At 62.7% G+C, this 26716-nt stretch carries 27 protein-coding genes; 8 read left to right on the forward strand and 19 right to left on the reverse strand.

Translation table 11 applies throughout. The features are described from left to right. The first annotated feature begins 1 nt into the window (after window position 1). The 5 genes from radA (at window position 2) to RX328_RS28370 (ending at window position 6272) form a co-directional block, all read left to right on the forward strand. Window positions 2–1471, forward strand: coding sequence for a DNA repair protein RadA (radA, locus tag RX328_RS28350; protein WP_213249981.1), 1470 nt, complete (start codon window positions 2–4; stop codon window positions 1469–1471). Between the two features lie 164 nt (window positions 1472–1635). Beyond that, entirely contained in the window at window positions 1636–2265 is a 630-nt protein-coding gene (locus RX328_RS28355) for a CvpA family protein (RefSeq protein WP_213249979.1), read from the forward strand. A 32-nt stretch (window positions 2266–2297) separates the two neighbouring features. Beyond that, entirely contained in the window at window positions 2298–3803 is a 1506-nt protein-coding gene (purF, locus tag RX328_RS28360) for an amidophosphoribosyltransferase (protein WP_213250083.1), read from the forward strand. 151 nt (window positions 3804–3954) lie between these two features. Continuing rightward, a complete protein-coding gene (locus RX328_RS28365) occupies window positions 3955–4695 on the forward strand; it encodes an SDR family NAD(P)-dependent oxidoreductase (protein WP_213249978.1) in 741 nt (246 codons plus the stop codon). A gap of 350 nt (window positions 4696–5045) precedes the next feature. Continuing rightward, complete coding sequence (locus tag RX328_RS28370; protein ID WP_213249977.1) at window positions 5046–6272, forward strand: ABC transporter substrate-binding protein; 1227 nt, start codon at window positions 5046–5048, stop codon at window positions 6270–6272. Window positions 6273–6383: 111 nt separating this feature from the next. Here the strand turns inward: RX328_RS28370 and RX328_RS28375 are convergent, their stop codons facing one another. Genes RX328_RS28375 through RX328_RS28390 form a run of 4 tightly spaced genes read right to left on the reverse strand, consistent with a single transcriptional unit; the run spans window position 6384 to window position 10275 of the window. Beyond that, window positions 6384–7637, reverse strand: coding sequence for a TCR/Tet family MFS transporter (locus RX328_RS28375; protein ID WP_213249976.1), 1254 nt, complete (start codon window positions 7635–7637; stop codon window positions 6384–6386). After that, entirely contained in the window at window positions 7634–9016 is a 1383-nt protein-coding gene (gene der, locus RX328_RS28380; RefSeq protein ID WP_213249975.1) for a ribosome biogenesis GTPase Der, read from the reverse strand. Before der ends, RX328_RS28375 begins: the two co-directional genes overlap by 4 nt. 54 nt (window positions 9017–9070) lie before the next feature. Continuing rightward, window positions 9071–9592: a hypothetical protein gene (locus RX328_RS28385; protein WP_213250081.1), complete on the reverse strand. Its 522-nt coding sequence runs from the start codon at window positions 9590–9592 to the stop codon at window positions 9071–9073. Window positions 9593–9621: 29 nt separating this feature from the next. Beyond that, on the reverse strand, window positions 9622–10275 hold the full coding sequence (locus RX328_RS28390) for a tetratricopeptide repeat protein (protein WP_213249974.1): 654 nt from the start codon (window positions 10273–10275) through the stop codon (window positions 9622–9624). 246 nt (window positions 10276–10521) lie between these two features. Here RX328_RS28390 and RX328_RS28395 point away from each other — a divergent pair, with 246 nt between their 5' ends. Beyond that, the gene (locus tag RX328_RS28395; protein ID WP_213249972.1) at window positions 10522–11379 is read left to right on the forward strand and encodes a hypothetical protein; all 858 of its coding nucleotides are present in this window, start codon (window positions 10522–10524) and stop codon (window positions 11377–11379) included. A gap of 8 nt (window positions 11380–11387) precedes the next feature. On the opposite strand, the gene RX328_RS28400 is transcribed toward RX328_RS28395, so the two are convergent. From RX328_RS28400 to RX328_RS28430, 7 genes are all read right to left on the reverse strand, one after another. Further along, window positions 11388–12983 (reverse strand): class I adenylate-forming enzyme family protein, encoded by a 1596-nt coding sequence (locus RX328_RS28400; protein WP_213249971.1) that lies wholly within the window; start codon window positions 12981–12983, stop codon window positions 11388–11390. Window positions 12984–12995: 12 nt separating this feature from the next. Then, window positions 12996–13817, reverse strand: a complete 822-nt coding sequence (gene panB, locus RX328_RS28405) for a 3-methyl-2-oxobutanoate hydroxymethyltransferase (protein ID WP_213249969.1) — start codon at window positions 13815–13817, stop codon at window positions 12996–12998. Between the two features lies 1 nt (window position 13818). Next, complete coding sequence (locus RX328_RS28410) at window positions 13819–14403, reverse strand: NnrU family protein (RefSeq protein WP_213249967.1); 585 nt, start codon at window positions 14401–14403, stop codon at window positions 13819–13821. An 88-nt stretch (window positions 14404–14491) separates the two neighbouring features. Then, window positions 14492–15094: a hypothetical protein gene (locus RX328_RS28415; RefSeq protein ID WP_213249965.1), complete on the reverse strand. Its 603-nt coding sequence runs from the start codon at window positions 15092–15094 to the stop codon at window positions 14492–14494. A 72-nt stretch (window positions 15095–15166) separates the two neighbouring features. Next, the gene (locus RX328_RS28420; protein ID WP_213249963.1) at window positions 15167–15724 is read right to left on the reverse strand and encodes a TetR/AcrR family transcriptional regulator; all 558 of its coding nucleotides are present in this window, start codon (window positions 15722–15724) and stop codon (window positions 15167–15169) included. A gap of 58 nt (window positions 15725–15782) precedes the next feature. Then, a complete protein-coding gene (locus RX328_RS28425) occupies window positions 15783–16508 on the reverse strand; it encodes a crotonase/enoyl-CoA hydratase family protein (protein ID WP_213249961.1) in 726 nt (241 codons plus the stop codon). Between the two features lie 269 nt (window positions 16509–16777). Beyond that, window positions 16778–18397 (reverse strand): peptide chain release factor 3, encoded by a 1620-nt coding sequence (locus RX328_RS28430; RefSeq protein WP_213249959.1) that lies wholly within the window; start codon window positions 18395–18397, stop codon window positions 16778–16780. A 155-nt stretch (window positions 18398–18552) separates the two neighbouring features. On the opposite strand from RX328_RS28430, the gene sugE reads away from it, so the two are divergent. Further along, window positions 18553–18876 (forward strand): quaternary ammonium compound efflux SMR transporter SugE, encoded by a 324-nt coding sequence (gene sugE, locus RX328_RS28435; protein ID WP_213249957.1) that lies wholly within the window; start codon window positions 18553–18555, stop codon window positions 18874–18876. Here sugE and RX328_RS28440 read toward each other — a convergent pair. From RX328_RS28440 to RX328_RS28470, 7 genes are all read right to left on the reverse strand, one after another. Then, entirely contained in the window at window positions 18868–19872 is a 1005-nt protein-coding gene (locus tag RX328_RS28440) for an inorganic phosphate transporter (protein ID WP_213249954.1), read from the reverse strand. The genes sugE and RX328_RS28440 overlap by 9 nt on opposite strands. A 15-nt stretch (window positions 19873–19887) precedes the next feature. Further along, window positions 19888–20532 (reverse strand): DUF47 domain-containing protein, encoded by a 645-nt coding sequence (locus RX328_RS28445; protein WP_213249953.1) that lies wholly within the window; start codon window positions 20530–20532, stop codon window positions 19888–19890. 152 nt (window positions 20533–20684) lie between these two features. Further along, window positions 20685–21653 carry a branched-chain amino acid ABC transporter permease gene (locus RX328_RS28450; RefSeq protein WP_057846370.1) on the reverse strand — a complete coding sequence of 323 codons (969 nt, stop codon included), beginning with the start codon at window positions 21651–21653 and terminating at the stop codon, window positions 20685–20687. Between the two features lies 1 nt (window position 21654). Then, window positions 21655–22518 carry a branched-chain amino acid ABC transporter permease gene (locus RX328_RS28455; RefSeq protein WP_213249951.1) on the reverse strand — a complete coding sequence of 288 codons (864 nt, stop codon included), beginning with the start codon at window positions 22516–22518 and terminating at the stop codon, window positions 21655–21657. Window positions 22519–22605: 87 nt separating this feature from the next. Next, window positions 22606–23826 (reverse strand): ABC transporter substrate-binding protein, encoded by a 1221-nt coding sequence (locus RX328_RS28460; RefSeq protein WP_213249949.1) that lies wholly within the window; start codon window positions 23824–23826, stop codon window positions 22606–22608. 32 nt (window positions 23827–23858) lie between these two features. After that, window positions 23859–24602, reverse strand: a complete 744-nt coding sequence (locus RX328_RS28465; RefSeq protein WP_213249947.1) for an ABC transporter ATP-binding protein — start codon at window positions 24600–24602, stop codon at window positions 23859–23861. Continuing rightward, a complete protein-coding gene (locus RX328_RS28470; protein WP_213250080.1) occupies window positions 24595–25317 on the reverse strand; it encodes an ABC transporter ATP-binding protein in 723 nt (240 codons plus the stop codon). Before RX328_RS28470 ends, RX328_RS28465 begins: the two co-directional genes overlap by 8 nt. A gap of 402 nt (window positions 25318–25719) precedes the next feature. On the opposite strand from RX328_RS28470, the gene RX328_RS28475 reads away from it, so the two are divergent. Then, window positions 25720–26322, forward strand: coding sequence for a PAS domain-containing protein (locus RX328_RS28475; protein WP_213249945.1), 603 nt, complete (start codon window positions 25720–25722; stop codon window positions 26320–26322). On the opposite strand, the gene RX328_RS28480 is transcribed toward RX328_RS28475, so the two are convergent. Then, complete coding sequence (locus RX328_RS28480; protein WP_213249943.1) at window positions 26319–26690, reverse strand: ArsC family reductase; 372 nt, start codon at window positions 26688–26690, stop codon at window positions 26319–26321. The two genes, RX328_RS28475 and RX328_RS28480, sit on opposite strands and share 4 nt — an antisense overlap. Window positions 26691–26716: the final 26 nt, after the last annotated feature.

Below are 26716 nucleotides of genomic sequence, written 5' to 3' on the forward strand. Positions count from 1 at the left end.
CATGGCCAAATCCACCCTCTCCTTCGTCTGCCAGAATTGCGGCGCGGCGTATAATCGCTGGCAGGGCAAGTGCGAGTCCTGCGGTGAGTGGAACACGCTGGCCGAGGAGGACACGACCGGAAGCGTGCCGGTATCGATCCGTTCGAAGCGCCGGGGCCGGACGTTTGCGCTGGAATCGCTGACCGGAAAAAGCAACGACGCCCCTCGCCTGTCCTCCGGAATGACCGAGCTTGATCGTGTCACCGGCGGCGGCTTTGTCCGTGGCTCGGTGCTTCTGGTCGGCGGCGATCCCGGCATCGGCAAATCGACGCTGCTCACGCAGGCCACCAGCATGCTGGCGCGCGCAGGCCACCGCGCGGTCTATATTTCGGGCGAAGAGGCCGTGGCGCAGGTGCGGCTGCGCGCCGAGCGGCTCGGATTGGCCGATGCGCCGGTGCAACTCGCCGCCGAAACCTCCGTCGAGGACATCGTCTCGACTCTGTCTGAAGGCGCGGTGCCGCGGCTGATCGTGATCGATTCGATCCAGACCATGTGGACCGACACGGTGGAGTCGGCGCCGGGAACGGTGACGCAGGTCCGCGCCTCGGCACAGGCGCTCATTCGTTTCGCCAAGAAGACCGGTGCTGCGATCATTCTGGTCGGCCACGTCACCAAAGATGGTCAGATCGCAGGCCCCCGCGTGGTCGAGCACATGGTCGACGCCGTGCTGTCGTTCGAGGGCGAAGGCTCGCAGCATTTCCGCATTCTGCGCGCGATGAAGAATCGCTTTGGTCCGACCGATGAAATCGGCGTGTTCGAGATGACGGGCCTCGGCCTTCGCGAAGTCTCCAACCCCTCGGAATTGTTCCTCTCTGAACGCGATCTGGGCAGCCCGGGAACGGCAGTTTTTGCCGGCATCGAAGGCACCCGGCCGGTGCTGGTGGAATTGCAGGCGTTGGTGGCGCCGACCACGCTCGGCACCCCCAGGCGGGCCGTGGTGGGTTGGGATCCGAGCCGGCTGTCGATGGTGCTGGCGGTACTGGAAGCCCATTGCGGGGTTAAATTGTCCGGCTACGACGTCTATCTGAACGTGGCGGGGGGCTTGCGGATCCAGGAGCCCGCGGCCGACCTCGCGGCAGCAGCCGCACTGGTATCCTCGTTGGTAAACGCGCCGTTACCGACTGATGCGGTCTATTTCGGCGAGATTTCGCTCTCCGGCGCAGTCCGGCCGGTGGCGCAGACCTCCGCCCGATTGAAGGAGGCCGCGAAACTGGGTTTTGGCCGCGCCGTTCTGCCCGAATCGGCGCGCGGAGAGGTCGGCGGCGATAGCGGGCTTGCGCTGAACAGCATCGGCGGACTAACCAGCCTGGTGGCCGAAATCGCGGCGCGCGGCAGCCCAAGAAACACCGGGGGCGGCAACCGGGATGCCAGTCGCGAGGGTGCGGCAGAGAAAAATGCCACACCGGCGCGATTCCGTCGTGAAAACAGCTAAAGCGGCGTGACGCGCCCGCCCCTCGCCGCTATACAACGCGCGCGAAAGGCGGGCGGGATGCACGATTTCCGGCCTTGCGGGATGCGCCGTCTGCCCCTCACTTGGGGTGAACGCCAAGCCGCCGATTCGCTGCCTAAGGACTTACGAGCGGACCTGACCAGCCGATGCCGATAACGATACTCGATCTCGTCCTGCTCGGAGTGATGCTGATTTCGGGGCTGCTCGCCATGGTGCGCGGCTTCATGCGCGAAATCCTGTCGATCGCGGCCTGGGGCGCGGCGGCGCTGGTGACGCTGTATGCCTTCTCGAAGTTGATGCCATCTGCCAGGGACTATTTCGGCAGCGAGACGATCGCGGCCGTGGTGGTCGTTGCCGGCACCTTCATCGGCACCCTGATCGTGGTCTCCGTCATCACGGTGCGGATTTCGGACATGATCCTGGATTCTCGCATCGGCGCGCTTGATCGCACGCTTGGATTCCTGTTTGGGTTGGGTCGCGGCCTTTTGATCGTGGTGGTCGCCTTTCTGTTCTTTAGCTGGCTGGTCCCGGACAAGCAGCGGCCGGACTGGATCACCGGTGCAAAATCCCGGGTGGTGCTGCAGGGAACCGGGGATTGGTTAATGTCGCTCTTGCCTGACGACCCCGAGAACACCATCTTAAAGAGATTCAAGAAGAATAAACCGGAAGACGATCAAACTGACGCCGACCAGGCAGCGCCTGCATCCGGCGATGGCTACAGTAAACCTGCCCGCGACAGCCTTAAAAAGCTGATCGAGAAACCCGCGGGCCGCTAATTTCTGGCCAAAATAGAGAGGCGATGGACGCGATGCAAAACCCTTCCGATCCCGCCGGCCAACTCGATCTAAATCTTGGCATCGAGTTGCAGGACGATCTCGAAGGCGACACGCTACGCGAGGAATGCGGCGTGTTCGGCATTTTCGACCACCCGGAGGCCGCCGCCATCACGGCGCTCGGACTACACGCCCTCCAGCATCGCGGCCAGGAAGCCGCAGGCATCGTCTCCTTCGACGGCAGCCGCTTCCACTCTGAACGCCGCCTTGGCCTGGTCGGCGATACCTTCTCCCGCCGCGAGGTGATCGAGCGCCTGCCCGGCAGCATGGCGGTCGGTCATGTCCGCTATTCCACCACCGGCGCGACCATCCTGCGCAACGTGCAGCCGCTATTCGCCGAGCTCAATGCCGGTGGTTTCGCGGTCAGCCATAACGGCAACCTCACCAATGGCCTGACGCTGCGCCGCGAGTTGGTGAAGGGCGGCGCCATGATGCAGTCGACCACCGATACCGAGGTCATCCTGCATCTGGTTGCGCAGTCCAAGCGCAACCGTTTCATCGACCGTTTCATCGAGGCGCTGCGCGCGATCGAGGGCGCCTATTCGCTGGTGGCCCTGACAAACAAGAAGCTGATCGGCGCGCGCGATCCGCTCGGCATCCGACCGCTGGTGCTCGGCGATCTCGACGGTCGTCCGATCCTGACCTCGGAAACCTGTGCGCTCGACATGATCGGCGCCAAATATGTCCGCGACATCGAGCCCGGCGAAATCATCGTATTCGACGAGAAGGGCGCCAACAGCCACAAGCCGTTCCCGCCAAAGCCGCCCCGGCCCTGCATCTTCGAATACATCTACTTCTCACGGCCGGATTCGATCGTCGGCGGCCGTTCGGTCTATGAGGTCAGAAAGGCCTTCGGCGCGCAGCTTGCCCGCGAAAGCCATGTCGAGGTCGACGTCGTGGTGCCGGTGCCGGACTCCGGCGTACCGGCGGCGGTCGGCTACAGCCAGTATTCCGGCGTTCCGTTCGAACTCGGCATCATCCGCAACCACTATGTCGGCCGCACCTTCATCCAGCCGACCCAGAGCGTGCGCGAGCTCGGTGTGCGCATGAAGCATTCGGCCAACCGCGCCGCGATCGAAGGCAAGCGGATCATCCTGATCGACGACTCGCTGGTGCGCGGCACCACCTCGAAGAAGATCGTGCGCATGATGCGCGACGCCGGTGCGCGCGAAGTGCATTTCCGGCTCGCCTCGCCGCCGATCCTCTATCCCGACTATTACGGCATCGACCTGCCGGACCGCGGCGGACTTCTCGCGGCCACCCATACGCTGGAAGAGATGCGCGACATCATCGGCGCGGATTCGCTGGCGTTCCTGTCGATCGACGGCCTGTACCGCGCGATGGGCGAGCCGGGGCGCGACCCGGCCAATCCGAAATTCTCGGACCATTGCTTCACCGGTGCCTATCCGACGCACCTTACCGACCAGACTCAGGTCGAGCCCCAGCCCCGGCAGTTGTCGCTGCTGGCGGAAGCGAGCTGAGGCGCGGCCAATAATCCATTTTTCCGTCATGGCCGGGCTTGTCCCGGCCATCCACGTCTGTAAAACCCGCCGCAAAGACGTGGATGCCCGGGACGTCTAGCGCGAAGACGCGCTCCGCGCTTTTGTCCGGGCATGACGAAAGTGGCACGACATGACCAAACCCCTCGCCTCGCGCATTGCGCTCGTCACGGGCGCCTCCCGCGGCATCGGCTATGCCACGGCGCGCGCGCTCGCCCGCGCCGGCGCGCATATCGTCGCTGTTGCACGTACGCAAGGCGGCCTTGAGGAACTCGACGACGAGATCAGGAAGGAGAGCGGCAGCGCCACGCTGGTGCCGCTCAGTCTCACCGATTTCGACGGCATCGCGCGGCTCGGCGCGGCGCTGCATGAGCGTCATGGCAAGCTCGACATTCTCGTCGGCAATGCCGGCGTCGCAGGCCCTTCCTCGCCGCTTGGTCATATCGAGCTGAAGCCCTGGAACGATGTATTCGCCGTAAACGTGACCGCTAACTTCCAGCTCATCCGCTGCATGGATCCGCTGCTCAAGATTTCGGACGCCGGCCGCGCCGTGTTCGTGACCTCCGGCGCCGCCAGCAAGGCGAACGCCTATCTGGGTCCCTACGCGGCCTCGAAGGCGGCGCTGGACACGCTGGTGCGCTCCTGGGCCAACGAGACCGCGAGCACGAAACTCCGCGTCAACCTGTTCAGCCCCGGCCCGATCCGCACCCGCATGCGCGCCAGCGTGTTTCCCGGCGAAGATCCGATGACGCTGGACACGCCCGAGCAGGCGGCGGAATTCATCGTGCCGATGTGCGCGCCGGAGTGGACCGAGACAGGCAAGCTCTACGACTACAGGACGCGCACGCTGATGAGTTTTCATCCGCCGGCTTGAGCATCTTACGAACTCTCGCATTGTAAGCGGAGCGACTTGTCCGCCAAGCTTTAGTGAAGGCGGAAGGCAATCCATTCAGCCGCTTGTTCAGACATGAATCGCCAACAGCGTGCATTGCGTGAAGCTCGCTAACGACGGTTGCCCTATGTCTGCGATCGCATGACCCCATCCAGGTGTTCAGGAAAGATGGAACCTTCGTTAAGGAATGGTTTTACGAAATGAGAAGTTCAAGCTGACGTCGGAGACGCTCAACGTTAGGTGCATTGCGTGCGGTTCCGAGAAGGACTATCGCAAAGCTGCTGGCAGGTTCCGAAAAGAGAGCCGGCGAACAACCTTTCTGGAGGAATACCATGACGACTAGCATTGCGCGGCGCTTCGCCGCTTCCGTGGCGCTTGCCGCACTCGCCCTCGCGACGCCAGCACTGGCCCAGGACAAGACCGTCAAGATCGGCGTGTTGAACGACATGTCGAGCCTCTATGCCGACATCGGCGGTCCCAATTCGGTGGCGGCGGTCAAGATGGCGGTCGAGGATTCCGGCCTTACCAAGAAGGGCTGGAAGATCGAGGTGGTGAGCGGCGATCACCAGAACAAGCCCGATATCGGCGTGAATATCGCACGGCAATGGATCGACGCCGACAAGGTGGACGCGATCGCGGATACGCCGAACTCAGGCGTTGCGCTCGCCGTGAGCAATCTGGTGAAGGAAAAGAACTCGGTGCTGCTCAACTCGGGCGCCGCCACCGCCGACCTCACCGGCAAGGCCTGCAATCCCAACACCATCTCCTTCACCTACGATACTTACATGCTCGCCAACGGCACGGGCAAGGCGCTGACCAAGGCCGGCGGTGACACCTGGTTCTTCCTAACTGCCGACTACGCCTTCGGCCATGCGCTGGAGCGTGACACCGGCAATGTCGTCACCCAGACCGGCGGCAAGGTTTTGGGCGCGGTCAGGCATCCGCTCAACACCTCGGACTTCTCCTCCTTCCTGCTGCAAGCGCAGTCCTCGAAGGCCAAGGTCATCGGCCTAGCCAATGCCGGTGGCGACACTACCAACTCGATCAAGCAAGCCTCCGAATTCGGCATCGTCGCAGGTGGCCAGAGGCTCGCCGCGCTGCTGCTCTTCATCAACGACGTGCATGCGCTCGGCCTGAAGACGGCGCAGGGCCTGACCTTCACGGAATCCTTCTACTGGGATCTCAACGACAATACCCGCGAATGGTCGAAGCGCTTCCAGAAGCTCTCGCCGAAGGGCTCGATGCCCTCGATGACCGTCGCCGGCCTCTATGCAGAGATCTTGCATTACCTGAAGGCGATGGAAGCGCTCGGCAGCAATCCGCGTGACGGCGCCAAGGTCGTCGCCAAGATGAAGGAATTGCCGACCGACGATCCGCTGTTCGGCAAGGGCCCGCTGCGCGCCGACGGCCGCCGTCTCATTCCGGCCTATCTGTTCGAGGTGAAGAAGCCGGAAGAGTCGAAGGGCCCGTGGGACTACTACAAGCAGATCGCCACGATCTCGGCGGAAGATGCCGCCAAGCCGCTCGAAGCCAGCGAGTGTCCGCTGGTGAAGAAGTGACGGCGTAGCGGATCGCGTAAGGTGGGCAAAGGCGCGTTAGCGCCGTGCCCACCATCTCTCCAGTTTGGTGCTAGAAGTGGTGGGCACGCTACGCTTTGCCCACCCTACAATTCAGCGCTTGGGCGTCATCGCCAACGTTCGCCACGCGATCGCAAGCGCAAGCCCCAACAGTGCCGCTGCGACCAGGAACGGCGCGCCCGGCATTTTCACCGGCGCCTGATCGCTGATGAAATAGGCAAAGGTCAGCGTGAACAGAAACGGACCCGCCATCTGGGCGATGCTGTTGACGCTGTTGGTCGCTCCCTGCAACTGGCCCTGCTGATCCGGCGCAACGAGCTGCGTCGTCAGGGCCTGGATCGCCGCGCCTGCCACGCCCCACAGCGCCATGACGGGAATGCCAGTCCAGAACAACGGTCCGGTCGGGGCCGCGCCATAGATGAAGAATCCCAGCCCGCCGCAGGCAAACCCGAGCAGCAGCGCGCGGCGTTCGCCAAGACGCGTGACGATCGGCCCAACGCCCGCACCCTGCACCACCATGGCGCAGACGCCCACCAACGCGAGCGTGAGCCCCACTGTTGTCGTGTCCCAACCATACCGATAGGTGGCGTAGAGCACGAAGGTGGACGGCAGCACCACATGCGCGACCTGGCCAAAGAAATTCGCCAGCGACAATCCCGCGAGAATCCGGTTAGAACGCAGCAAGTGCAGCGCGCCGAGTGGACTGGCGCGCTTCCAGTGGAACGGCGCGCGCCGATCCTGCGGCAGCGACTCCGGGAGGATCAGCCAGCCGTATAGCGCGTTCGCAAAGCTCAGGCCCGCCGCGACCCAGAACGGCAGACGCGGATCCATGCCGCCGAGCAGGCCGCCGATGGCGGGGCCGAGAATGAATCCGGCGCCGAAGGCGGCGCCGATCTTGCCGAACACCGCGGCGCGCCGTTCGGGCGGCGTCACATCGGCGATATAGGCAAAGGCCGTGGAGATGCTGGCCGAGGTGATGCCTGAGATCACTCGCCCGATAAACAGCCAGGTCAGCGACGGCGCCAGCGCCATCAACACGTAATCCAGCGCTAGCCCGAAATTCGATAGCAGTATCACCGGCCGACGGCCGAACCGGTCGGAGAGCGCGCCAAGGATCGGCGAGAACAGGAACTGCATCAGCGCCCAGGCGGTGCCGAACAAGCCAAATATCTGCGCGGCCGTCGCGGTGTCGTTGTCGACAAAACTCTCCACGATCTTGGGCAGGATCGGCAGGATCAGGCCGAGCGCGAGCATGTCGAGCAGGATGGTGACGAAGATAAAGGCTGCCGCGCCACTGCGCACCGGCGGCGTATCGTCGGCAGCAGCGGTGGACGCCTGTTCGGTCATGAGGGCCGCTTGCGCTTGTGCGCGAACGGATTGGCCTTTTCGCGCAGCGTAATGCGGATCGGCGTACCCGGCAGCTCGAACGCTTCGCGCAGGCTGTTGGTGAGGTAGCGCAAATAGGATTGCGGCACGGCATCCGCCCGCGAGCAGAACAGCACGAAGCTCGGCGGACGTCCCTTGGTCTGCGTGATATAGTTCAGCTTCAGCCGGCGGCCCGACACTGCGGGCGGCGGGTTGGTATCGACTGCCTGCTCGAACCAGCGATTGAGCGCGGCCGTGGGCACGCGCTTGTTCCAGACTGCGTAGGCGTCCTGGATCGCCGTCATCAGGCGATCGATGCCCTCGCCCATCAGGCCGGATACTGCGACGATGGGGACACCTTTCACCTGCGGCAGCCAGTGATCGGCATCGCTGCGCAGCGCCGAAATCAGATGCGGCTTGCGCTCCATCAAATCCCATTTGTTGACCGCGAGCACGATCGCCCGCCCCTCGCGTTCGATCAGATCGGCGATGCGCAAATCCTGTTCCTCGAACCGGTTCTGCGCATCCATCGTCAGCACGACGACTTCGGCAAAGCGCACCGCGCGCAGTGCGTCAGCCACCGACAGCTTCTCTAGCTTCTCCTCGATCCGCGAGCGCCGCCTTAAGCCCGCTGTATCGAACACGCGAAAATCGCGTCCCTGCCAGGTGATCTCCACCGAAATGGAATCGCGCGTGGTGCCCGCCTCGGCGCTGGTCAACAACCTCTCCTCGCCGAGCAGATGATTGATTAGCGTAGATTTGCCGGCGTTGGGGCGGCCGACGATGGCGACGCGGATCGGACGCAGGGCGAGATCCTCGTCGGATATAACATCGTCGTCGTCGAACTCTTCCCGCTCTTCCGCTGGCTCGGGCATCAGTGCGGCGAGCGCGTCGTAGAGATCGCTCATGCCCTCGCCGTGCTCGGCCGAAATCTGCACGGGATCGCCGAGCCCCAACGCGTAGGATTCCATCGCGCCGATTTCGCCGTGCTTGCCCTCGCTCTTGTTGGCGACCAGCACCACCGGCTTATTGGCGCGGCGTGCGAAATCGGCAAAGGCGCGATCGTTCGGCGTCAGGCCCGCGCGGGCGTCGATCACGAACATCAGCGCATCGGCCAGGCTGATCGCGGTTTCGGTCTGCTCCTGCATTCGTGCCGTGAGCGAGCCCTTGGCGCCCTCGTCGAGGCCTGCGGTGTCGATCACGGTGAATTCGAGATCGCCGAGACGCGCGCTTCCCTCGCGGCGGTCGCGGGTGACGCCGGGCTCGTCGTCCACCAGCGCGAGCTTCTGCCCGACCAGCCGGTTGAACAGCGTCGACTTGCCAACGTTGGGTCGGCCGATGATGGCGATCGTAAAGGACATAATTGATCCAAACGCCCTTTTTGAAGGACGTGTCAATCGAACGAAAACAACAAATTAGCGCGAGAAGCTGCCGCTCGGCATTGGAGCCGGGAAAGCCGATTGTTGCGAGGATTGCGCGGGCGCGGCCGATTGATCGGGCGGAGCCGTGGTGCGCTTGCGCGCGATCCTGGCCGGCTTGGGCGCCGGCGGCGCAGCGGCGGTGCTGCCCTCTTCCTCGGGAGCGGCGTCAGGGTCCGCAGCGGCGGGTGCGGCAGCCTGCTTGCCCTTGGATTTCGCGCCACGCTTCGATTTCGGTTCTTCCGGCGGAGGAGCCGCCGCAGCGGCAGCCTGCGCGTTCGGGTCATTAACCTGTTGGTTGGCGCCCCTGTAGAGATCCTTCGGCACGCCCTGCTCAAGGCCCGGCACACCTTCGGGGAACACCGGCTTGCGCTCACCGGGCAATTTCTTCTTGGTGTCGAGGAAGTCGAGCATGTCGGTGGGATCGAAGTTACCCAAGCCGCCACCGCCGCAGCCTGCCAGTGCGCCGGAAAGCGCGACGAGAATGGCGGCTGCGATCAAACGTTGCGGGCGGCGCATGGTCGGTTTCCCACTCAACTCGTTCTCCGTCAGCTCTTGGCGACTGGCGGAAGCAGAGCTTGCAAGGCCTCGGCACGCGAGCGCAGGCTCGGCGGCGTTTCGCCGTCATTGGCGATCATATCCAGCCATTGCCGCGTCGCTGCGGCATCATTGGCACGCCAGGCCGACAGCGCCAGCAATTCGCGCGCGGTATGGCGAAAGGTCGAGCCCGGCGCAGCAGCGGCTTCGAGGCGTTCTTTCATGTTGGGATAGCTGGTGCTTTCCAACAACAACTGGGCCGCGCGAATCCGCGCTAGATCCTGCTCGGCAACGCCGACGCTGCGGTCAGCCGCGATCTCGTCGAACATCTTTGTCGCCGCCTGCGGATCGCGGTTGGCAACCTCTGCCGCCAGGCGCAACCGCGCCAGCACGCGATAGCCGAACGGCGCCTTCGCAACGAGATCGGCGAACGCGGCTTCAGCCTCGGCGTGCTTGTTGGCTTCCGAAAGCTCGACCGCCTTGTCGAACGCCGCCCCCGCCTCGGCCGCCTTCTTGGCCTCCAGATACTGGTAGCCGCGCCAGCCGCCCACGGCGGCGATGATTAAAATCAGGCCGGCGATGATCAGAAGCGAATACCGGTCCCACAGCCTTTTGAGCTGCTCGCGACGAACCTCCTCGTCTACTTCATCAAATAATTCAGACACTTAAAGGTATCCCATCCCCGAGGAACCGCAACTTGGGCAGCAGTATCGCGCGCCCGATCCCCGCATCGCCGGGGCGTAGCCTATCGATATGGCGGTGGCAAGGCAAAGCGAGGCGGATCAAAGCGTTAACAACGACTCCCAACCGCCTCCGAAATCGGCTGCCAATGTTGACATCGCGGTTCAAAGTTTGGCGTAATCCCGGCCGCTTTCAATTGTCGATCCGTACCCGAATTTTTCAGGTGTTTCATGCCTCGCCACGCGCTGGTTTCGATGGTGCTTGCCATCGGCCTGGTATCCCTGGCCGCAGCGTCACTAGCCGAAGACTTCAAGCCGAAGGCGCCGGAGACGGCATTCTCGGGCAAGCTGCGCCCCGACATTTTGGGCATCTCGACCGAATCGAACGCCGAATTCGCGCGCGCCACCTTTGATTCCCTGTTCAAAGGCCGTACCGACACCAAGACCGATATCCAGCAGCAGAAGTTCGGCGGTGCCAGCTATGTCTCGGCGTTGAGTTTCAGCCTCCCTGCCGGTTCGAAACAGAACGGCGAGATGCTCTCAACCAGCTTCTCCTCGCCCGCGAGCGCCAACCGCGCCTATTTCGTCGCCCGCAACCTGACCTTCGCACCGGATCAGCAGCCGTCGAAAGCGGACATGATCAAGGAGATCATGGGCAAATACGGCGTGCCGACCATCGTCGGTGACCAGCATCTGTACTACATCTACCGCAAGGGCTCGATCATGTCGGTCGGCGGCAAGTACAAGGAAGCGACCGCGCTCGAGGCGATCGGCAAGCCGCTCGACCCAAGGGCCGCCGTCAAGCTCAACGGCGACACCGTGCGCGGCAGTTGCGTGGCGGTCGTCAAGCGCGCGCAGGCCAAAGCCAAGGAACCGGGCGCCATGCTGACCGAGGCCAAGGGCGCGAATTGCGATGGCGTGTTGAGCGTGCAGCTCGTTCCGGGCACGCTGGCCGACCGTGTCGGTATCGCGCAATTCACTCTGCTGGACGTCAAGCAACTCGTCAGCGCCGCCGCGATCGACAGTGCCGCGCTCGCCGCCGGTAATAGCGAGAGCGCGATGCCCAAAGGCAGCGCGCCGAAGCTCTAAGCCGCCGCTCAGGCCGCCGTGAAAGCCTCGCGGAGCTGCCGCTTCATCACCTTGCCGTTGGCATTGCGAGGCAATGGGTCGGTCCGCAGATCCATGGTTTCCGGCACCTTGTAGTCCGACAGCCGTTCGGCGCACCAGGCGCGCAGCGCTTCGCCGCTAACGGCATTCCGCGTCACGATGACGGCATGCACGCGCTCGCCTAGCACCGGGCACGGTTTTGCGATGATCGCGCTCTCGACCACATCGGGATGGCCTGAAAGCACCGACTCGACCTCGGCGGAATAGATCTTGAGCCCGCCGCGGTTGATCATGTCCTTCTGCCGATCGAACACGCGGACAAAATTCTCTTCGTCGATCGAGCCGAGATCGCCGGAATGCCAGAAGCCGGCGGTAAAACTCTCCGCCGTCGCCTTCGGATTGTTCCAGTAGCCCTTGATGACGGAGCCGCCGTGAATCCAGATTTCGCCGATCTCGCAGCGCGGCAATTCGCGGCCCTCGGCATCCATCACGACGATCTGCGCGCCGGGACAAGGCAAGCCGACACTGTCGATATGGCTTGCGGTCAATTCGCCCGGCATCATGGTCGAAGGCGACGTGGTTTCTGTCGCGCCGTAGCAATTCATCAGCTTCAGGTCGGGGATCTTGGCATCGAGCTTCTCAATCGTGGCGATCGGCATCGGCGCGCCGCCAAAGCCGCCGATCCGCCAGCTCGACAGATCGTAGCTGTCGAAATCCGGCTGCAACAGGCAGAGATTGTACATCGCCGGCACCATCACGGTGTAGGTGACGCGCTCGCGCGCGGCGAGCTTCAAATATTCCGCGGCCTTGAACTCCGCCATGATGATCAGCGCGCCGGCGCAACGGACCATGGTCATGACGTTGGCGACTACGCCAGTGACATGCCCGAGCGGCACTGCGGCGATCGATCGATCCGCCGCAGTGAGCTTCAGGCACGAGACGAACACCATGGCCGAATGAATGATGGTGCAATGGGCAAGCATCGCGCCCTTTGGCCGCCCCGTGGTACCCGACGTATAGAGGATCATGGCAGTGTCCTCTTCGCCGACCTCGATTGGTGCGACCAGCGGCGCGTTGTCAGCGAGTTCGGAAAAACGCGAGAGCGCCGGATCGTCGTCGACTTCGATCCGATGCATGACTTCAGGGATATCGCCCGCATCGGGCACGCGGTCGGCCAGCGAGGCCTCGTGGATCAGGAGCTTTGCCCCGCAATCGGTGAGCACATAGGCTATCTCGGGCTTTTGCTGGCGGATCGAAAGCAGCACTGTCACCAGCCCGGCATGGGCCGCACCCAGCATCGTCAGCACGAATTCGATTCTGTTGCCGAGCAGTAGCGCGACGCGGTCGCCGCGCTGCAGGCCGAGTTTTTGAAACCCTGCTGCGATTTGCGCGGACTGCTGCGCCACTTCGCGCCATGTCATTCGCGTATCGCCGCAGACCAGCGCCTCGCCGTCCGGGTTGGCCGCAACCGCTTCGGCCACCATCGCCGGAATGCTCTTGGGCCGTTCACAAAAGACTGGGACGATTCGATCGCCAAAGCGCGATTCGAACCGCATCGCCGGAATGGAGTGCTGCGACCAGTCCATGGCGTGGCCCGCTCAGCTCTTCTTCATCTCGTAAACGTGCTCGGGTCCCGGGAAGGCGCGCGAGCGCACGTCGCTGGCGTAGCCCTGGATCGCCGCTTCGATGGCGGGGCCGAGATTGCCATAGCGGCGCACGAATTTCGGCGTCCGCGGCGACAGGCCCAGCATGTCCTCGAGCACCAGCACCTGGCCGTCGCAGGCCGCACTGGCGCCGATGCCAATGGTCGGAATGGCAACGGTTTCCGTGATCTTGCGCGCGAGCGGCTCGGCGACCGCTTCGACCACGACCGAAAACGCACCGGCATCCGAGATCGCCTGGGCGTCTTTCAGGATCGGTTCCCAACTGCCCTCGTCGCGGCCCTGCGCGCGAAACGAACCGAGCGTGTTGATCGACTGCGGCGTCAGTCCGATGTGGCCCATGACCGGCACGCCGCGCTCGGACAGGAACGCGACGGTTTCCGCCATGCGCACGCCGCCTTCGAGCTTCACCGCGCCACAGTGGGTTTCCTTCAATATCCGCGCCGCGGAATGAAACGCCTGCTCCTTCGAGGCCTCATAGGAGCCGAACGGCATGTCTACCACCACGAGGGCATGCTTCGAGCCGCGCATCACCGCATGGCCCTGCAGGATCATCATATCGAGCGTCACCGGCACCGTGGTCTCGAAACCGTGCATGACGTTGCCGAGGGAATCGCCGACCAGGATGACGTCGCAGTATCGATCGACCAGCGCCGCGGTATGCGCATGGTAGGACGTCAGCATCACGATCGGCTCGCCGTTCTTGCGCGCACGGATGTCCGGCGCCGTTTTGCGCTTGATGGCAGATTGCACAGACATATTAGGCTCCAACCACGGGGACGCCGATCGCGACCGGATGGAACGCGAAGGCGAGCGCCAGATAGGCGACGAGACCGACCGCGATCGCGATCAAATCGTTGCCGGGACCGCCGACGGGAATCGGCGGGGCGCCGGCGTCGGAACGGTATTTCAGCGAAATGCGGTCATACACCGCCCATGCGAGAAACGAGCCGAACAGGATGATCGAACCGAGGTCGCCATTGGCGAGCAGATGCGACGCTGCCCACAGCTTGATGCCCGTCAGCATCGGATGCTTCAGCGTCGTATAGATCCGGCCGCGGATGTAGGACGCGACCACCATGATGATCGCAGGCAACATCAGGGCGACCGCGATGTGCTTGAGCGCCACCGGCGGATACCAGACGTCGATCCAGCCCGTCGCACGATACTTCGCAAAGCCCCAGATGATCAGCGCAAGCCCAAGGAACGAGGCCAGCGCGTATCCGATCTTGTAGCCGCCCTCGCCCGTTGCGGAGATCACCTGCGCGCGCAGCTTGCGCTGCGTGGTGAGCGTATGGACGCCTAAGAACAGGATCAGGCCCAGGATCAACACCAGCAGTCCCATGACGTGCCTCCCGTTGCGCGGCTGGTTTTCTCTGATTATCCGGGTATCATTTTAACGGCTTGGTGCGCAATGCGCCACGCGGCCGCCGTCACGGCTTCTCCGCCTGTTTGCCTAGATCGCGGTTGTCGACGTAGCGGATCGCGATCGGCCGCCCGGCGAGCGCGCCGCCAAGTCCGGACGTGAACTTGAGCGGCGTGCAGCCTGCAAGCGAAGCGTTGATCGCTTTCAAATAGGTGGCGCGGGTATCTGCCGGGACGCCTGCCGTGGCATAGGTCACGCGGGGCGCCGCGATGATCTCGCCGGAGCGCTTGAAGCTGAACCGAACCGACATCTGCATGCCCGGCCGCGCAATGTCGGCTGGCGGCGGCGACCAGCAGGAGCGCAACGCCGCAAAGAGATCGCCGATCGTATCGAGATCATGATCCGGCTTCCGGTATTTCGCGGCCTGATCCTGTGGCGGCACGCTTTCGATCGTGAGTTGCAGATTCTGGCCGAAGGGATAATCGATCTCGGGAATACAGGGACCTTCGTTAAACACGCTGCAAAATGACGGCGTGCACGGCTGGCCGTCGAGCACGCTGCAGGGCGCGTGGGAAAATGGCGTGGCGTCGATCTGGCGCCGCGACTGGGCGTCGGCGGCGCTCATCCCGACGAATGTGGTGATCAGGCAGACGATGATGCACCGGAACATGCGGCCCGAGGTCCTGAAAGGCAACCCGACTAAACTGATGTGCGCTTCGTCCCGTATCAAGGCGGACGGTGTTCACATCCCTGCGTTCATGGCGGATAGTTCCGCAATCAGGGCTTTCTCGCTGGGCTGGTCGAGCACGCCGGCTGTATAGAGCGAGATGCCGCCATAGAGCGTAATGTAGACCTTCATCACCGCGCGGCGACGCTCGGCCGGGCTCTCGATGTCCTGGCAGAATATCCGCATGGCCTGGGCGATGACCTTATGAACCGCGGCCTGCAGCGGCGGATTGTGCTTCATGGTGGCGTGCGGGCGGCTGGCCATCAGGGCATAAAGTGCGCGGTTGGCGAGCGCGAAGCGGACATATTTCGCGGTGTAGTCCTGTGGCGTCTCCGCCTTGACGAGGATGGCGGCGAGCCGCGTGTAGGCCTCGGCCGCGACCGCGTCGAGCAGCGCTTCGCGGTCAGCGAAATGATTGTACAGCGAGCGATGCGCGACGCCGACGGCCTCCGCGACCTCGCGCAGGCTCAACTGCTCATGGCCGCCGTTGGCCACCATACGGGTGGCGGCCTTCAGCGCTGCGGATTTCAGATTGCCGTGGCGGTAGGTCGCCCGGCGCGGCTTTGCGGTCATGTCCCCTTCATACAAAGATGTAAGACGCAACGCCATGCCGGGCGGCCGAAGCGTTCCGTCAGGCAGATGCCCGCCTGGCAACACGGTCCTCGCCATACTGCGGCGTGATGTCCTCGTCGATCATATCGCGGATCATCTTGATCACCGCCCCGCGCGCCCGCGCCTTGGTGGCGGTATGGGCGGCCATGTTGATCGTGGCGAGCGCCTGCGCGGTCTCCGCGGCACTGTGCTCCAACGCATCCGCCGGAACGACGCGGTCAAAGAAGCCGGCGGTCACCGCTTCCGCAGGGCCGAACATCTCCCCGGTCATCACCGCCCTGCTGAAATAGGCCGGCGTCAGCCGCTGCCGTGCGATCTCGATCGCGAAACGCGGCACCGTGAGCCCGATCGCGACCTCGTTCATGCCGATCCGGTAGTCGCCCTCGGCGGCAATGCGGTGGTCGCTGGACATGATGAGGAAGGCTCCCATCGGATAGGCGTTGCCCTGGCAGGCCGCCACCACCGGCGTCGGGAACGACAGGATGCGCAAGGCCAGTTCCGCGCCCGCTTTCACCATCAGATACTGGTCTTGGGCGCTGCCCTTGGCGAAGACGTTGAGGTCGAATCCCCCTGAAAAATGCTTGCCGCGGGCCTTCAGGATCACCACGGTCTTGTCCTTTTCCGCCTGGTCGAATGCCGCATGCAGGGCGTTGAGCATGGCAAGCGACATCACATTGGCCTTGCCGTCGTCGATCACGATGGTGCCGACCGGGCCGGAACGGGAATAGGTTGCGAGATCATACATGGGCGGTCTCCCCTTGTTCATAAGCATCCAGTGGATACTTCTGCAGGCCACATCGCGGCGCAAGCGATTTTTCCGGACTCGGAATGCATGCAGGCATCCACTGGATGCATATGTGGGCGAGGATCAGCCACAGCCTACCGTCGTCACCCGCGAAGGCGGGTGACCCAGTATTCCAGAGACGGTAGCGATAGACGAAGAGGCCGCGGCGTACTGGGTCTCCCGCTTTCGCGGAGGACGACAGCGGAGGGCTGGCGCAAAAGCGAGTCCGCCTACGCCTTCTTCTTCACGTCCTTGACGTTGGAGAAGTTGATGCCTTCGGCCCGCTCCCTGGTATAGCCCAGGTAAAACTCATTCTTGGCCATGAACACGGGATCGCCGTCGACGTCGTCGGCGATGCCCGAACCGTTTGCCGCGATGAAAGCATCGAGCTTCTTGCGGTCGTCGGACGAGACCCAGCGAGCGAGCTGGAATTCCGAAACCTCGAATTCCACCGGCAGCGAATATTCCGCGTCTAACCGCGCCTTCAGCACGTCGAGCTGCAGCGGACCGACGACGCCGACCAGCGCCGGTGCGCCGTCGCGGGGCCGGAACACCTGCACCACGCCCTCCTCCGACATCTGCTGCAGCGCCTCTTTCAGCTTCTTCGCCTTCATCGCATCCGTCAGCCGCACGCGGCGGACGATTTCCGGCGCGAAACTCGGGACGCCAACGAAGGTGATGTCCTCGCCTTCGGTCAGCGTGTCGCCGATCCGCAAAGTGCCGTGGTTCGGAATGCCGACGACATCGCCGGCAAAGGCTTCATCGGCCACCGAGCGGTCCTGTGCGAAGAAGAACTGCGGCGAGGACAGCGACATGTTTTTGCCGGTCCGCACCAGCTTCGCCTTCATGCCGCGGCTGAGCTTGCCGGAGCACAGCCGCGCGAACGCGATACGGTCGCGGTGGTTCGGATCCATATTGGCCTGGATCTTGAACACGAAGGCGCTCATGCGCGGTTCGGCGGCTTCGACCTTGCGCAAATTGCTGTCCTGCGCGCGGGGCGCTGGCGCGAACTTGCCAAGACCTTCCAGCAAGTCGCCGACGCCGAAATTGCGCAGCGCGCTGCCGAAATAGACCGGTGTCAGGTGGCCCTCGCGAAACGCCTCCAGCTCGAACGGCTTGCAGGCTTCCGACACCAGGGCGAGCTCATCCTTGATCTCGGCGACGTCGAGATTGGGGTTGCGGCCGGCGAGATCGGCGATATCGATCTGCTCAGTCGCGCCGGTCTTGGCACCGCCACCTTCGAGCAGGCGCACGCCGCCGTTCACGACGTCGTAGGTGCCGAGGAAATCGCGGCCGCGGCCGACCGGCCAGGTCATCGGCGTGGTGTCGAGCGCCAGAGTCTTCTCGATCTCATCCAGCAGTTCGAACGTGTCGCGGCTCTCGCGGTCCATCTTGTTGATAAAGGTGATGATCGGAATGTCGCGCAGCCGGCACACCTCGAACAGTTTTCGGGTGCGCGCCTCGATGCCCTTGGCGGCGTCGATCACCATGACGGCAGAATCGACAGCGGTCAGCGTGCGGTAGGTGTCTTCCGAGAAGTCTTCGTGGCCCGGCGTGTCCAGCAGGTTGAAGACGAGGCCTTCGAATTCGAACGTCATCACCGAGGTCACGACCGAAATGCCGCGCTCGCGCTCGATCTTCATCCAGTCGGAACGGGTGTTGCGCCGCTCGCCCTTGGCCTTGACCTGCCCCGCCAGATTGATAGCGCCGCCGAACAGCAGGAGCTTTTCGGTCAGCGTGGTCTTGCCGGCATCCGGGTGGGAGATGATCGCAAACGTGCGCCGCCGCGCCACTTCATCTGAGAGCGGCGAGCGGGACGGCGATTCGGCGGTGACGGCAATGTCGGACATGAGGCTCGAGCGTTTGGCAGGGAAAACCGGGCTAATCAAGCCTCATTTGGTGGTTGCGGACGCTGCTGGCCAGTCCCATATCGGCTGCGGAAGGACGACCTTCCGATTTCACAGCTCATCCGCGGGGACGACCCTGCCTGGTTCGGAGGGTTGTTATGGCTTGGATCGTGTTGTTCGTCGCCGGTCTCATGGAAGTGGGTTGGGCGATCGGCCTCAAATATACCGAGGGATTTACACGGCTCGTTCCATCCGTCCTGACGCTCGCCTGCATGGCAGGCAGTATCCTCCTGCTGGGTCTTGCCTTGAAAGCTCTGCCGATCGGAACCGCCTACGCGGTATGGACCGGCATCGGCGCGGTTGGAACAGCAATCCTGGGCATCGCGCTGTTCGGCGAGCCTGCGACCGCCGCCCGCCTCGCCTGCATCGGACTGATCGTCGCCGGTATTGTCGGGCTCAAGCTGGTCACCGGATCAGCGTAGCAACAACACCGCCCAATAGGTTAGCGCGGCGATAATCGCGGACGCCGGAATGGTGATTACCCAGGCGTAAACGATCGAGCTCGCCACGTTCCAGCGGACCGCCGAGACGCGCCGCGCCGCGCCGACCCCGACGATCGAGCCGGTAATGGTGTGAGTCGTTGATACGGGAACACCGAGATAGGTGGCCATGAACAGGGTCGCAGCTCCACCGGTTTCGGCGCAAAAGCCCTGCATCGGTGTCAGCTTGGTGATCCGCAGTCCCATGGTGCGGACGATCCGCCAGCCCCCCATCAACGTGCCGAGCCCCATCGCCGCCTGGCAGGAAATCACGACCCAGAACGGGATGGCAAAATCCGCCCCGAGGTAGCCCTGCGAATACAAAAGCACCGCGATGATGCCCATGGTCTTCTGCGCATCGTTGCCGCCATGGCCGAGCGAATAGAACGACGCCGAAACGAACTGCAGGATGCGGAAGGCGCGATCGACCGCAAACGGTGTCGAGCGCACCGACAGCCACGACACGATTGCGACCAGAACCAGCGCCAACAGGAATCCAACCAGCGGCGACAACACGATCGCCAAGAGCGTCTTGGACAGCCCGCTCCAGACCGCGGCCGAAATCCCGGCCTTCGCCACGCCGGCGCCGACCAGTCCGCCGATCAACGCGTGCGAACTCGACGATGGAATGCCGAGCCCCCAGGTAATCAGGTTCCAGACGATCGCGCCGATTAGCGCAGCGAAGATCACAGCCGCATCGACGACGTCCGGTTCGATGATTCCCTTGCCGATCGTATTGGCGACGTGCAGCCCAAAGAAGAGGAAGGCGATGAAATTGAAGAAGGCCGCCCAGAACACCGCATAATGCGGCCGCAACACGCGGGTCGATACAATCGTGGCGATCGAGTTGGCAGCGTCGTGCAGGCCGTTGAGGAAATCGAACAACAACGCGACGCCAATCAAGAAGACCAGAATTGGAAAAGCCAGGGTGGCATCCACTGAATTGGTCCTGCCCTATACCTGTTCGATCACGATCGAGTTGATCTCGTTGGCGACGTCGTCGAAGCGATCAGATACCTTTTCGAGATGCTTGTAGATCTCGGCGCCGACGACGAAATCCATCGAATTGCCGTTGCGGTGCTTTAGAAACAGCTCCTTCAACCCGATGTCGTGGAGATCGTCGATACGGCCCTCCAGTTTTCCGATTTCCTCCGTCATGGCGGTCAGCATTGCGACGTTACTCCCGATCGACTTCATCAGGGGAAGCGCGCGGCTGACCAGATTGGCGCACTCGACCAACAGCGTGGCTATCTCGCGCATCGGAGGCTCAAACGTTCGGACCTCGAACAGCACCACTGCCTTCGCGGTCTGCTGCATCTGGTCGATCGCGTCGTCCATCGACGTGATCAGGTTCTTGATGTCGCCGCGGTCGAACGGTGTAATGAAGGTGCGGCGGACCGCGGTCAGGACCTCGCGGGTGATGCCGTCGGCGTCGTTTTCGAACTGATTGACGCGCTGGCAGAATACCGGCGTCTCCTCGCCGCCGCGCATCATGTCCTGCAACGCCAGCGCGCCCTGCACGACCGTCTGGGCGTGGCTGGCAAATAAATCGAAAAACCGCTCCTCTTTGGGCAAAAAGGCACGAAACCAGCGCAGCATGGGTTTTTTTCCGTCGTTCAGAAACAGCCGCGGAGCGACCTGTCACAAAACTGTCATAGACTATTCGAGGGAAAAGCGCGCGACGGCGTGTCCCGGGAACCGGGTCCTCCACCGCTTTGTGGAGCTGAAAGCTGCGCTAAAACCCGCCGTTTTTAGAGAGATCGACGGAAATAATGCGCGATCTCGCCGATGATGCCGCGGCGGAACGTCAACACACAGGCCACGAAGATGACGCCCTGGATCACCGTCACCCATTGGCCGAAACCGGCCAGATATTGCTGCATGGCGATGATAACGAACGCCCCGACGACTGGGCCGAACACCGTGCCGAGGCCGCCGACCAGCGTCATCAGCACGATTTCGCCCGACATCGTCCAGTGCACGTCGGTGAGCGAGGCGTTCTGCGCCACGAACACCTTCAGCGAGCCGGCAAAGCCCGCGATGGTCCCCGAGAGGATGAAAGCGAGCAGCTTGTACTGGTCGGTCTTGTAGCCCAGCGAGATCGCGCGCGGCTCGTTCTCGCGGATCGCCTTCAGGACCTCGCCGAATGGCGAGTTGATGGTGCGATAGATCAGGAGGAAGCCGCCGAGGAATCCGGCGAGCACCACGTAATAGAGCACCGTAGGCTTGGAGAGATTGAATATTCCAAACAGGTAGCCCTGCGGAATGCCTTGGATGCCGTCCTCGCCATGCGTGAACGGCGCCTGCAGATAGATGAAATACAGGAGCTGCGAGAGCGCCAGTGTGATCATCGCAAAGTAGATACCCTGCCGCCGAATGGAGATGAAGCCGGTTACGACGGAGAGCGCGGCAGCACCGGCGGTGCCGATCACAATGCCGAGCTCGGGCGTAACGCCCCAGACCTTGAGCGCATGCGCTGAGCAGTAGCCCGCGGTTCCCAGGAACATCGCATGGCCGAACGACAGCAGGCCGCCATAGCCGATCAAGAGGTTGAACGCGCAGGCGAGCAGTGCGAAGCACAGCGCCTGCATCACGAAGAACGGGTAGATGCCCGTCAGCGGCACAACACCCAGCAGCACCGCCATCGCCGCGAACATAAGCATCTCGTCGCGCATCGCACGGGGCGTTACCGGCAGTGTATCGTCAGTCAATGCGCTCATGTCAGGCTGCCCGTCCCGTCAGTCCCGCTGGCTTCAACAGCAACACCAGCACCATCAGGACGAACACCACGGTGTTGGAAGCTTCGGGATAAAAATACTTGGTCAGTCCCTCGATCACGCCGAGCGCAAATCCGGTGATGATCGATCCCATGATCGATCCCATGCCGCCGATCACCACCACTGCGAACACTACGATGATCAGGTCCGCGCCCATCAACGGCCGCACCTGGTTGATCGGAGCCGACAACACGCCGGCCAGCGCCGCGAGGCCAACGCCAAGTCCATAGGTCAGCGTGATCATCCTGGGCACGTTGATGCCGAACGCGCGCACCAGGGTCGGATTTTCCGTCGCCGCACGCAGATTGGCGCCGAGCCGGGTCTTCTCGATCAGGAACCAGGTGGCAAGGCAGACCACGAGCGAGAAGACAACCACCCAGCCGCGGTAAATCGGCAGGAACATGAATCCGAGGTTCATGCCGCCCTGCAGTTCGCTGGGAATCGCATAGGGCAGCCCCGACGAACCGAAATAATTCTGAAAGATGCCCTGGATAATCAGCGCCAATCCGAATGTCAGCAGCAACCCATAGAGATGATCGAGGCCGGCGAGCCATTGCAGCATGGTCCGTTCCAGGATCATGCCGAAAATGCCGACCGCTATGGGCGCGATGATCAGCGCCGGCCAATAGCCGATGCCGGCGATGTTCAACAGAAAATACGCGCAGAACGCGCCCATCATGTAGAGCGCACCGTGGGCGAAATTGATGATGTTGAGCATGCCGAAGATCACCGCCAGCCCGAGACTGAGCAGCGCGTAGAACGACCCGTTGATCAACCCCACCAAAAGCTGGGCGTAAAGAGCTTGCATCGGCTTCGCACTCGATCTCGTTGTGACGCAAATCGCGTTGTGACGCGAGAAGGCGCCCGCCGGCACGAGTGCCGGCGGGCGATCGTATTATTTCTTTACCAGTGGGCAGACGCTTTCCGACAGTGGCCGGAATGCCTGATCTGCGGGGGTCGTTCCAACCAGCTTGTAATAGTCCCACGGTCCCTTGGATTCGGAAGGCTTCTTGACCTCAAACAGGTAGGCCGGATGAAGCTTGCGGCCGTCGGGGCGGATCGTGCCCTTGCCAAACAGCGGATCATCGGTCGGCGTTTCCTTCATTTTCGCCACCACCTTGACGCCGTCATGCGGATTGCCGCCCATGGCATCGATCGTCTTGAAATAGTGGATCAGGCCCGAATACACGCCGGCCTGCACCATGGACGGCATCGCCTTGTTCTTCATGCGCTCGGAGAAGCGTTTGGAGAACGCGCGGGTGCCGTCGTTCAAGTCCCAGTAAAACGTCTCAGTGAAGTTCAGTCCCTGCGCCACTCTGAGCCCGAGGGAGTGGACGTCATTGATGAACAGCAACAGCCCGGCCAGCTTCTGTCCGCCCGCCACGATGCCGAATTCCGACGCCTGCTTGATCGTGTTGGTGGTATCGCCGCCGGCGTTAGCCATGCCGATGATCTTCGCCTTGGAAGCCTGCGCCTGCAGCAGGAACGAGGAGAAATCCGACGAATTCAGGGGATGCCTGACAGTGCCGATTACCTTGCCGCCCGACTTCACGACGACCGCGGCGGTGTCGCGTTCCAGCGCGTGGCCGAAAGCGTAGTCCGCGGTCAGGAAGTACCAGGTGTCGCCACCGGCCTTCACCAGCGCCTGCCCCGTGCTGTTTGCGAGCATGTAGGTGTCGTAGACCCAGTGAATCGTGTTCGGCGAGCACTGTGCATTGGTGAGGTCCGACGTCGCTGCGCCGGTATTGATCATGACAGCGTTCTTTTCCTTCACCAGATTGTTGACCGCCAGCGCCACGCCGGAGTTCAGCACATCCACGAAGATATCGACCTTCTCGACGTCGATCCATTGACGCGCAATGGTGGTGCCGATGTCGGGCTTGTTCTGGTGGTCGGCGGAAACGATGTCGATCTTCCAACCCTTGGCCGCGAGGCCGGAATCCTCAACTGCCATCTGGGCGGCGACCGTGGAGCCGGCGCCGCCGAGGTCGGAGTAAAGGCCGGAATTGTCGGTGAGCACGCCGATCTTGACGGTCTTGTCTTGCGCCATGGCGCCGCCGCCTGCGGCCAGCGCCAGAGCGGTGCCGAGGAAGAGAGCTGAAATCCGATGTTTCATAGTATCTCCATTAATCCAGAGTGCAGTACTGATTAAACGCCGAGATAGGTGTGGAGCTTGTCCATATTGGCCGACAGCTCCGAATTCGCAAAACCGTCGATAACCTTGCCGTGCTCGACGATGTAGTAGCGGTCGGCCACCGTCGAGGCGAAGCGGAAATTCTGCTCGACGAGCAGGATGGTGAAGCCTTGCGACTTCAGCCGCGCGATGGTGTGACCAATCTGCTGGATGATGACGGGCGCCAGACCTTCGGTCGGCTCGTCCAGCATCAGAAAGCGCGCCCCGGTGCGCAGGATTCTGGCGATCGCCAGCATCTGCTGCTCGCCGCCCGAGAGCTTGGTGCCCTGGCTGTTGAGGCGCTCCTTCAGATTCGGAAACAATTCGAAGATCTGGTCGAGCGACAGCCCGCCACTGCGCACGATCGGCGGCAGCAGCAGGTTTTCGCGCACGTCGAGGCTTGCGAAAATGCCCCGCTCCTCAGGACAGAATGCGACGCCCAGGCGCGCGATCCTGTCCGACGAAGCGCGCGTGATGTCCTGACCGTTGAAACGGATCGAACCGGTACGCTTGCCGATAATTCCCATCACCGACTTCAGCGTCGTGGTCTTGCCGGCGCCGTTGCGGCCGAGCAGCGTGACCACCTCGCCCGCCTTCACATTGAAGTTGATGCCGTGAAGGATGTGGGATTCGCCGTACCAGGCCTGCAGGTCGGACACGGAAAGAATCTCCGCGCCCGCCGGTTTGGCGGCGGCTTCGGCCATTTTCAACTCAGGCATGACCGGCCCCCAGATAGGCTTCCTTGACGCGCTCGTCCTTGGACAATTCGGCGTAATTGCCTTGCGCCAGTACCTGACCGCGCGTCAGCACCGTGATGATATCGGACAGGTTGGCGACCACGGAGAGATTATGTTCGACCATCAGGATGGTGTGCCTCGCCGAGATGCGCTTGATCAGGGCTGCGATCTTGTCGATGTCTTCATGACCCATGCCCGCCATCGGCTCGTCGAGCAGCATCATCTCGGGATCAAGCGCCAGCGTCGTTGCAATCTCCAGCGCGCGCTTGCGTCCATAGGGCATCTCGACCGCCGGTGTATTGGCGAACTCGCTCAAGCCCACGTCGTTCAGCAGGTCGAGGGCGCGGCCGTTGAATCGGTCGAGCACGCGCTTGGAGCGCCAGAAATCGAACGAGCTGCCATGCTGGCGCTGTAACGCGACACGAACGTTCTCCAGCGCGGTCAGGTGCGGAAACACCGCCGAAATCTGGAACGAACGCACCAGCCCGAGCCGGGCAACATCGGCCGGCGCCATCGCGGTAATGTCCTGTCCCTTGTACAGGATCTGCCCGGCAGAAGGCTTCAGGAACTTGGTCAAGAGGTTGAAGCACGTCGTCTTGCCGGCGCCGTTCGGCCCGATCAACGCATGAATACTACCGCGACGTACCTTGAGGGCGACATCGCGAACGGCGAAGAAACCCGCGAATTCCTTGGTCAATCCGTGGGTCTCGAGAATGAACTCAGCCAAACAAATTTCCCCCTCAGCCGTCTCCGCGAAGTCACTCGCGCGCGGCCAATTTTTCCCTGTTCGGGCAGGCTCTCCTGGACGTCCTGGAAACCGTCCCGAACCCGCCGCCTCCGGCCGGAATATGCCGTCAACGCGATGGATTAGGCAAGGTGGAATGCTGCCACGCCCAACCGCGCGCTGCGGTTCCGGATGCGCCATAAGTCGAATGGTGCCGCCGGCGCGGCTCGGCGGGCCACGAGCCGCGCTCAACCGTAATCTCGCGCCCGGCAAGCCATCGTTAACGGTGTTTTGCTGCAATCCGGCGCGCTTTCACACAATATTTTCCCCTCAGGCGCATCATCTCGCGATTTAGATCGCGTAGGAATTGCCGTTTTGGAATTTAAAAGCGCGGGACCGTCGGTCGTCAAATCTATCAAGCAGCGCGACCTGCTGAACACCTGGCTGCGGCTATACGCCCGCGACCAATCAATACCACGCACGGCGGAATACCAGCCGGCGCGGATCGAGGACGAATTTCCCGATCTGGTACTCTACACCGTCGATACCAGCCCGCAGCCGCCGCGTCTGACCATCCAGAGCGACGGCACGCGGATGTCGACGGCTTATGGGAATACCGGCAAGGGCCGCTATCTCGACGAGTATCTGGGCGCAAGGCTCGCTCCGGTCGTGATGCCCGTCTATCATGAATGCATCGCGCGGCGCCTTCCTGTCTATACCATCGCCAATATCGACGACATCTACGGGCGAATCGTCGCCTATGAGCGGCTGTTGCTGCCGTTCTCGGATGACGGCAGCGTCACCCATATCATCGCTTCGCTGAAAACCATCAGCGAAGACGGCGGCTTCGAGATCAAGAATCTGATGCGCGGAAACGACAAACTGCCGGTGCCGAAGCTTCGCACCATCATCGACAGCGATCTCTTCCATCGCGCGCCCGGCCGCATTCCATCCGGCGATGAACTCGAATTCGATTAGGCCTTCCGCCCGCGCGGCTTTGACGCGACCTCGCTCGCGTAGATATCCGGCTTGAACCCGACCAGCAATTTGCCGCCGAGGTCGAGCACCGGCCGCTTTATCATCGAGGGCTGCGCCAGCATCAGCGCCAGCGCCTTGCGCTCGTTGAGACCTTCCTTGTCGCTGTCGGGCAGCTTCTTGAACGTCGTGCCGGCGCGATTGAGCAGCGTTTCCCAGCCAACATCGTCGGACCATTGCTTGAGCTTGTCCTTGCCGATGCCGGCAAGCTTGTAGTCGTGGAAGTCGTAAGCCACGCCGTGGTTGTCGAGCCAGGCGCGCGCCTTCTTCATGGTGTCGCAGTTCTTGATGCCGTAGATGGTGATGGGCATTCAGGTTCATTCCAGAATGGTGGAGT

The sequence above is a fragment of the Bradyrhizobium sp. sBnM-33 genome, from assembly GCF_032917945.1.
Taxonomy (GTDB): domain Bacteria; phylum Pseudomonadota; class Alphaproteobacteria; order Rhizobiales; family Xanthobacteraceae; genus Bradyrhizobium.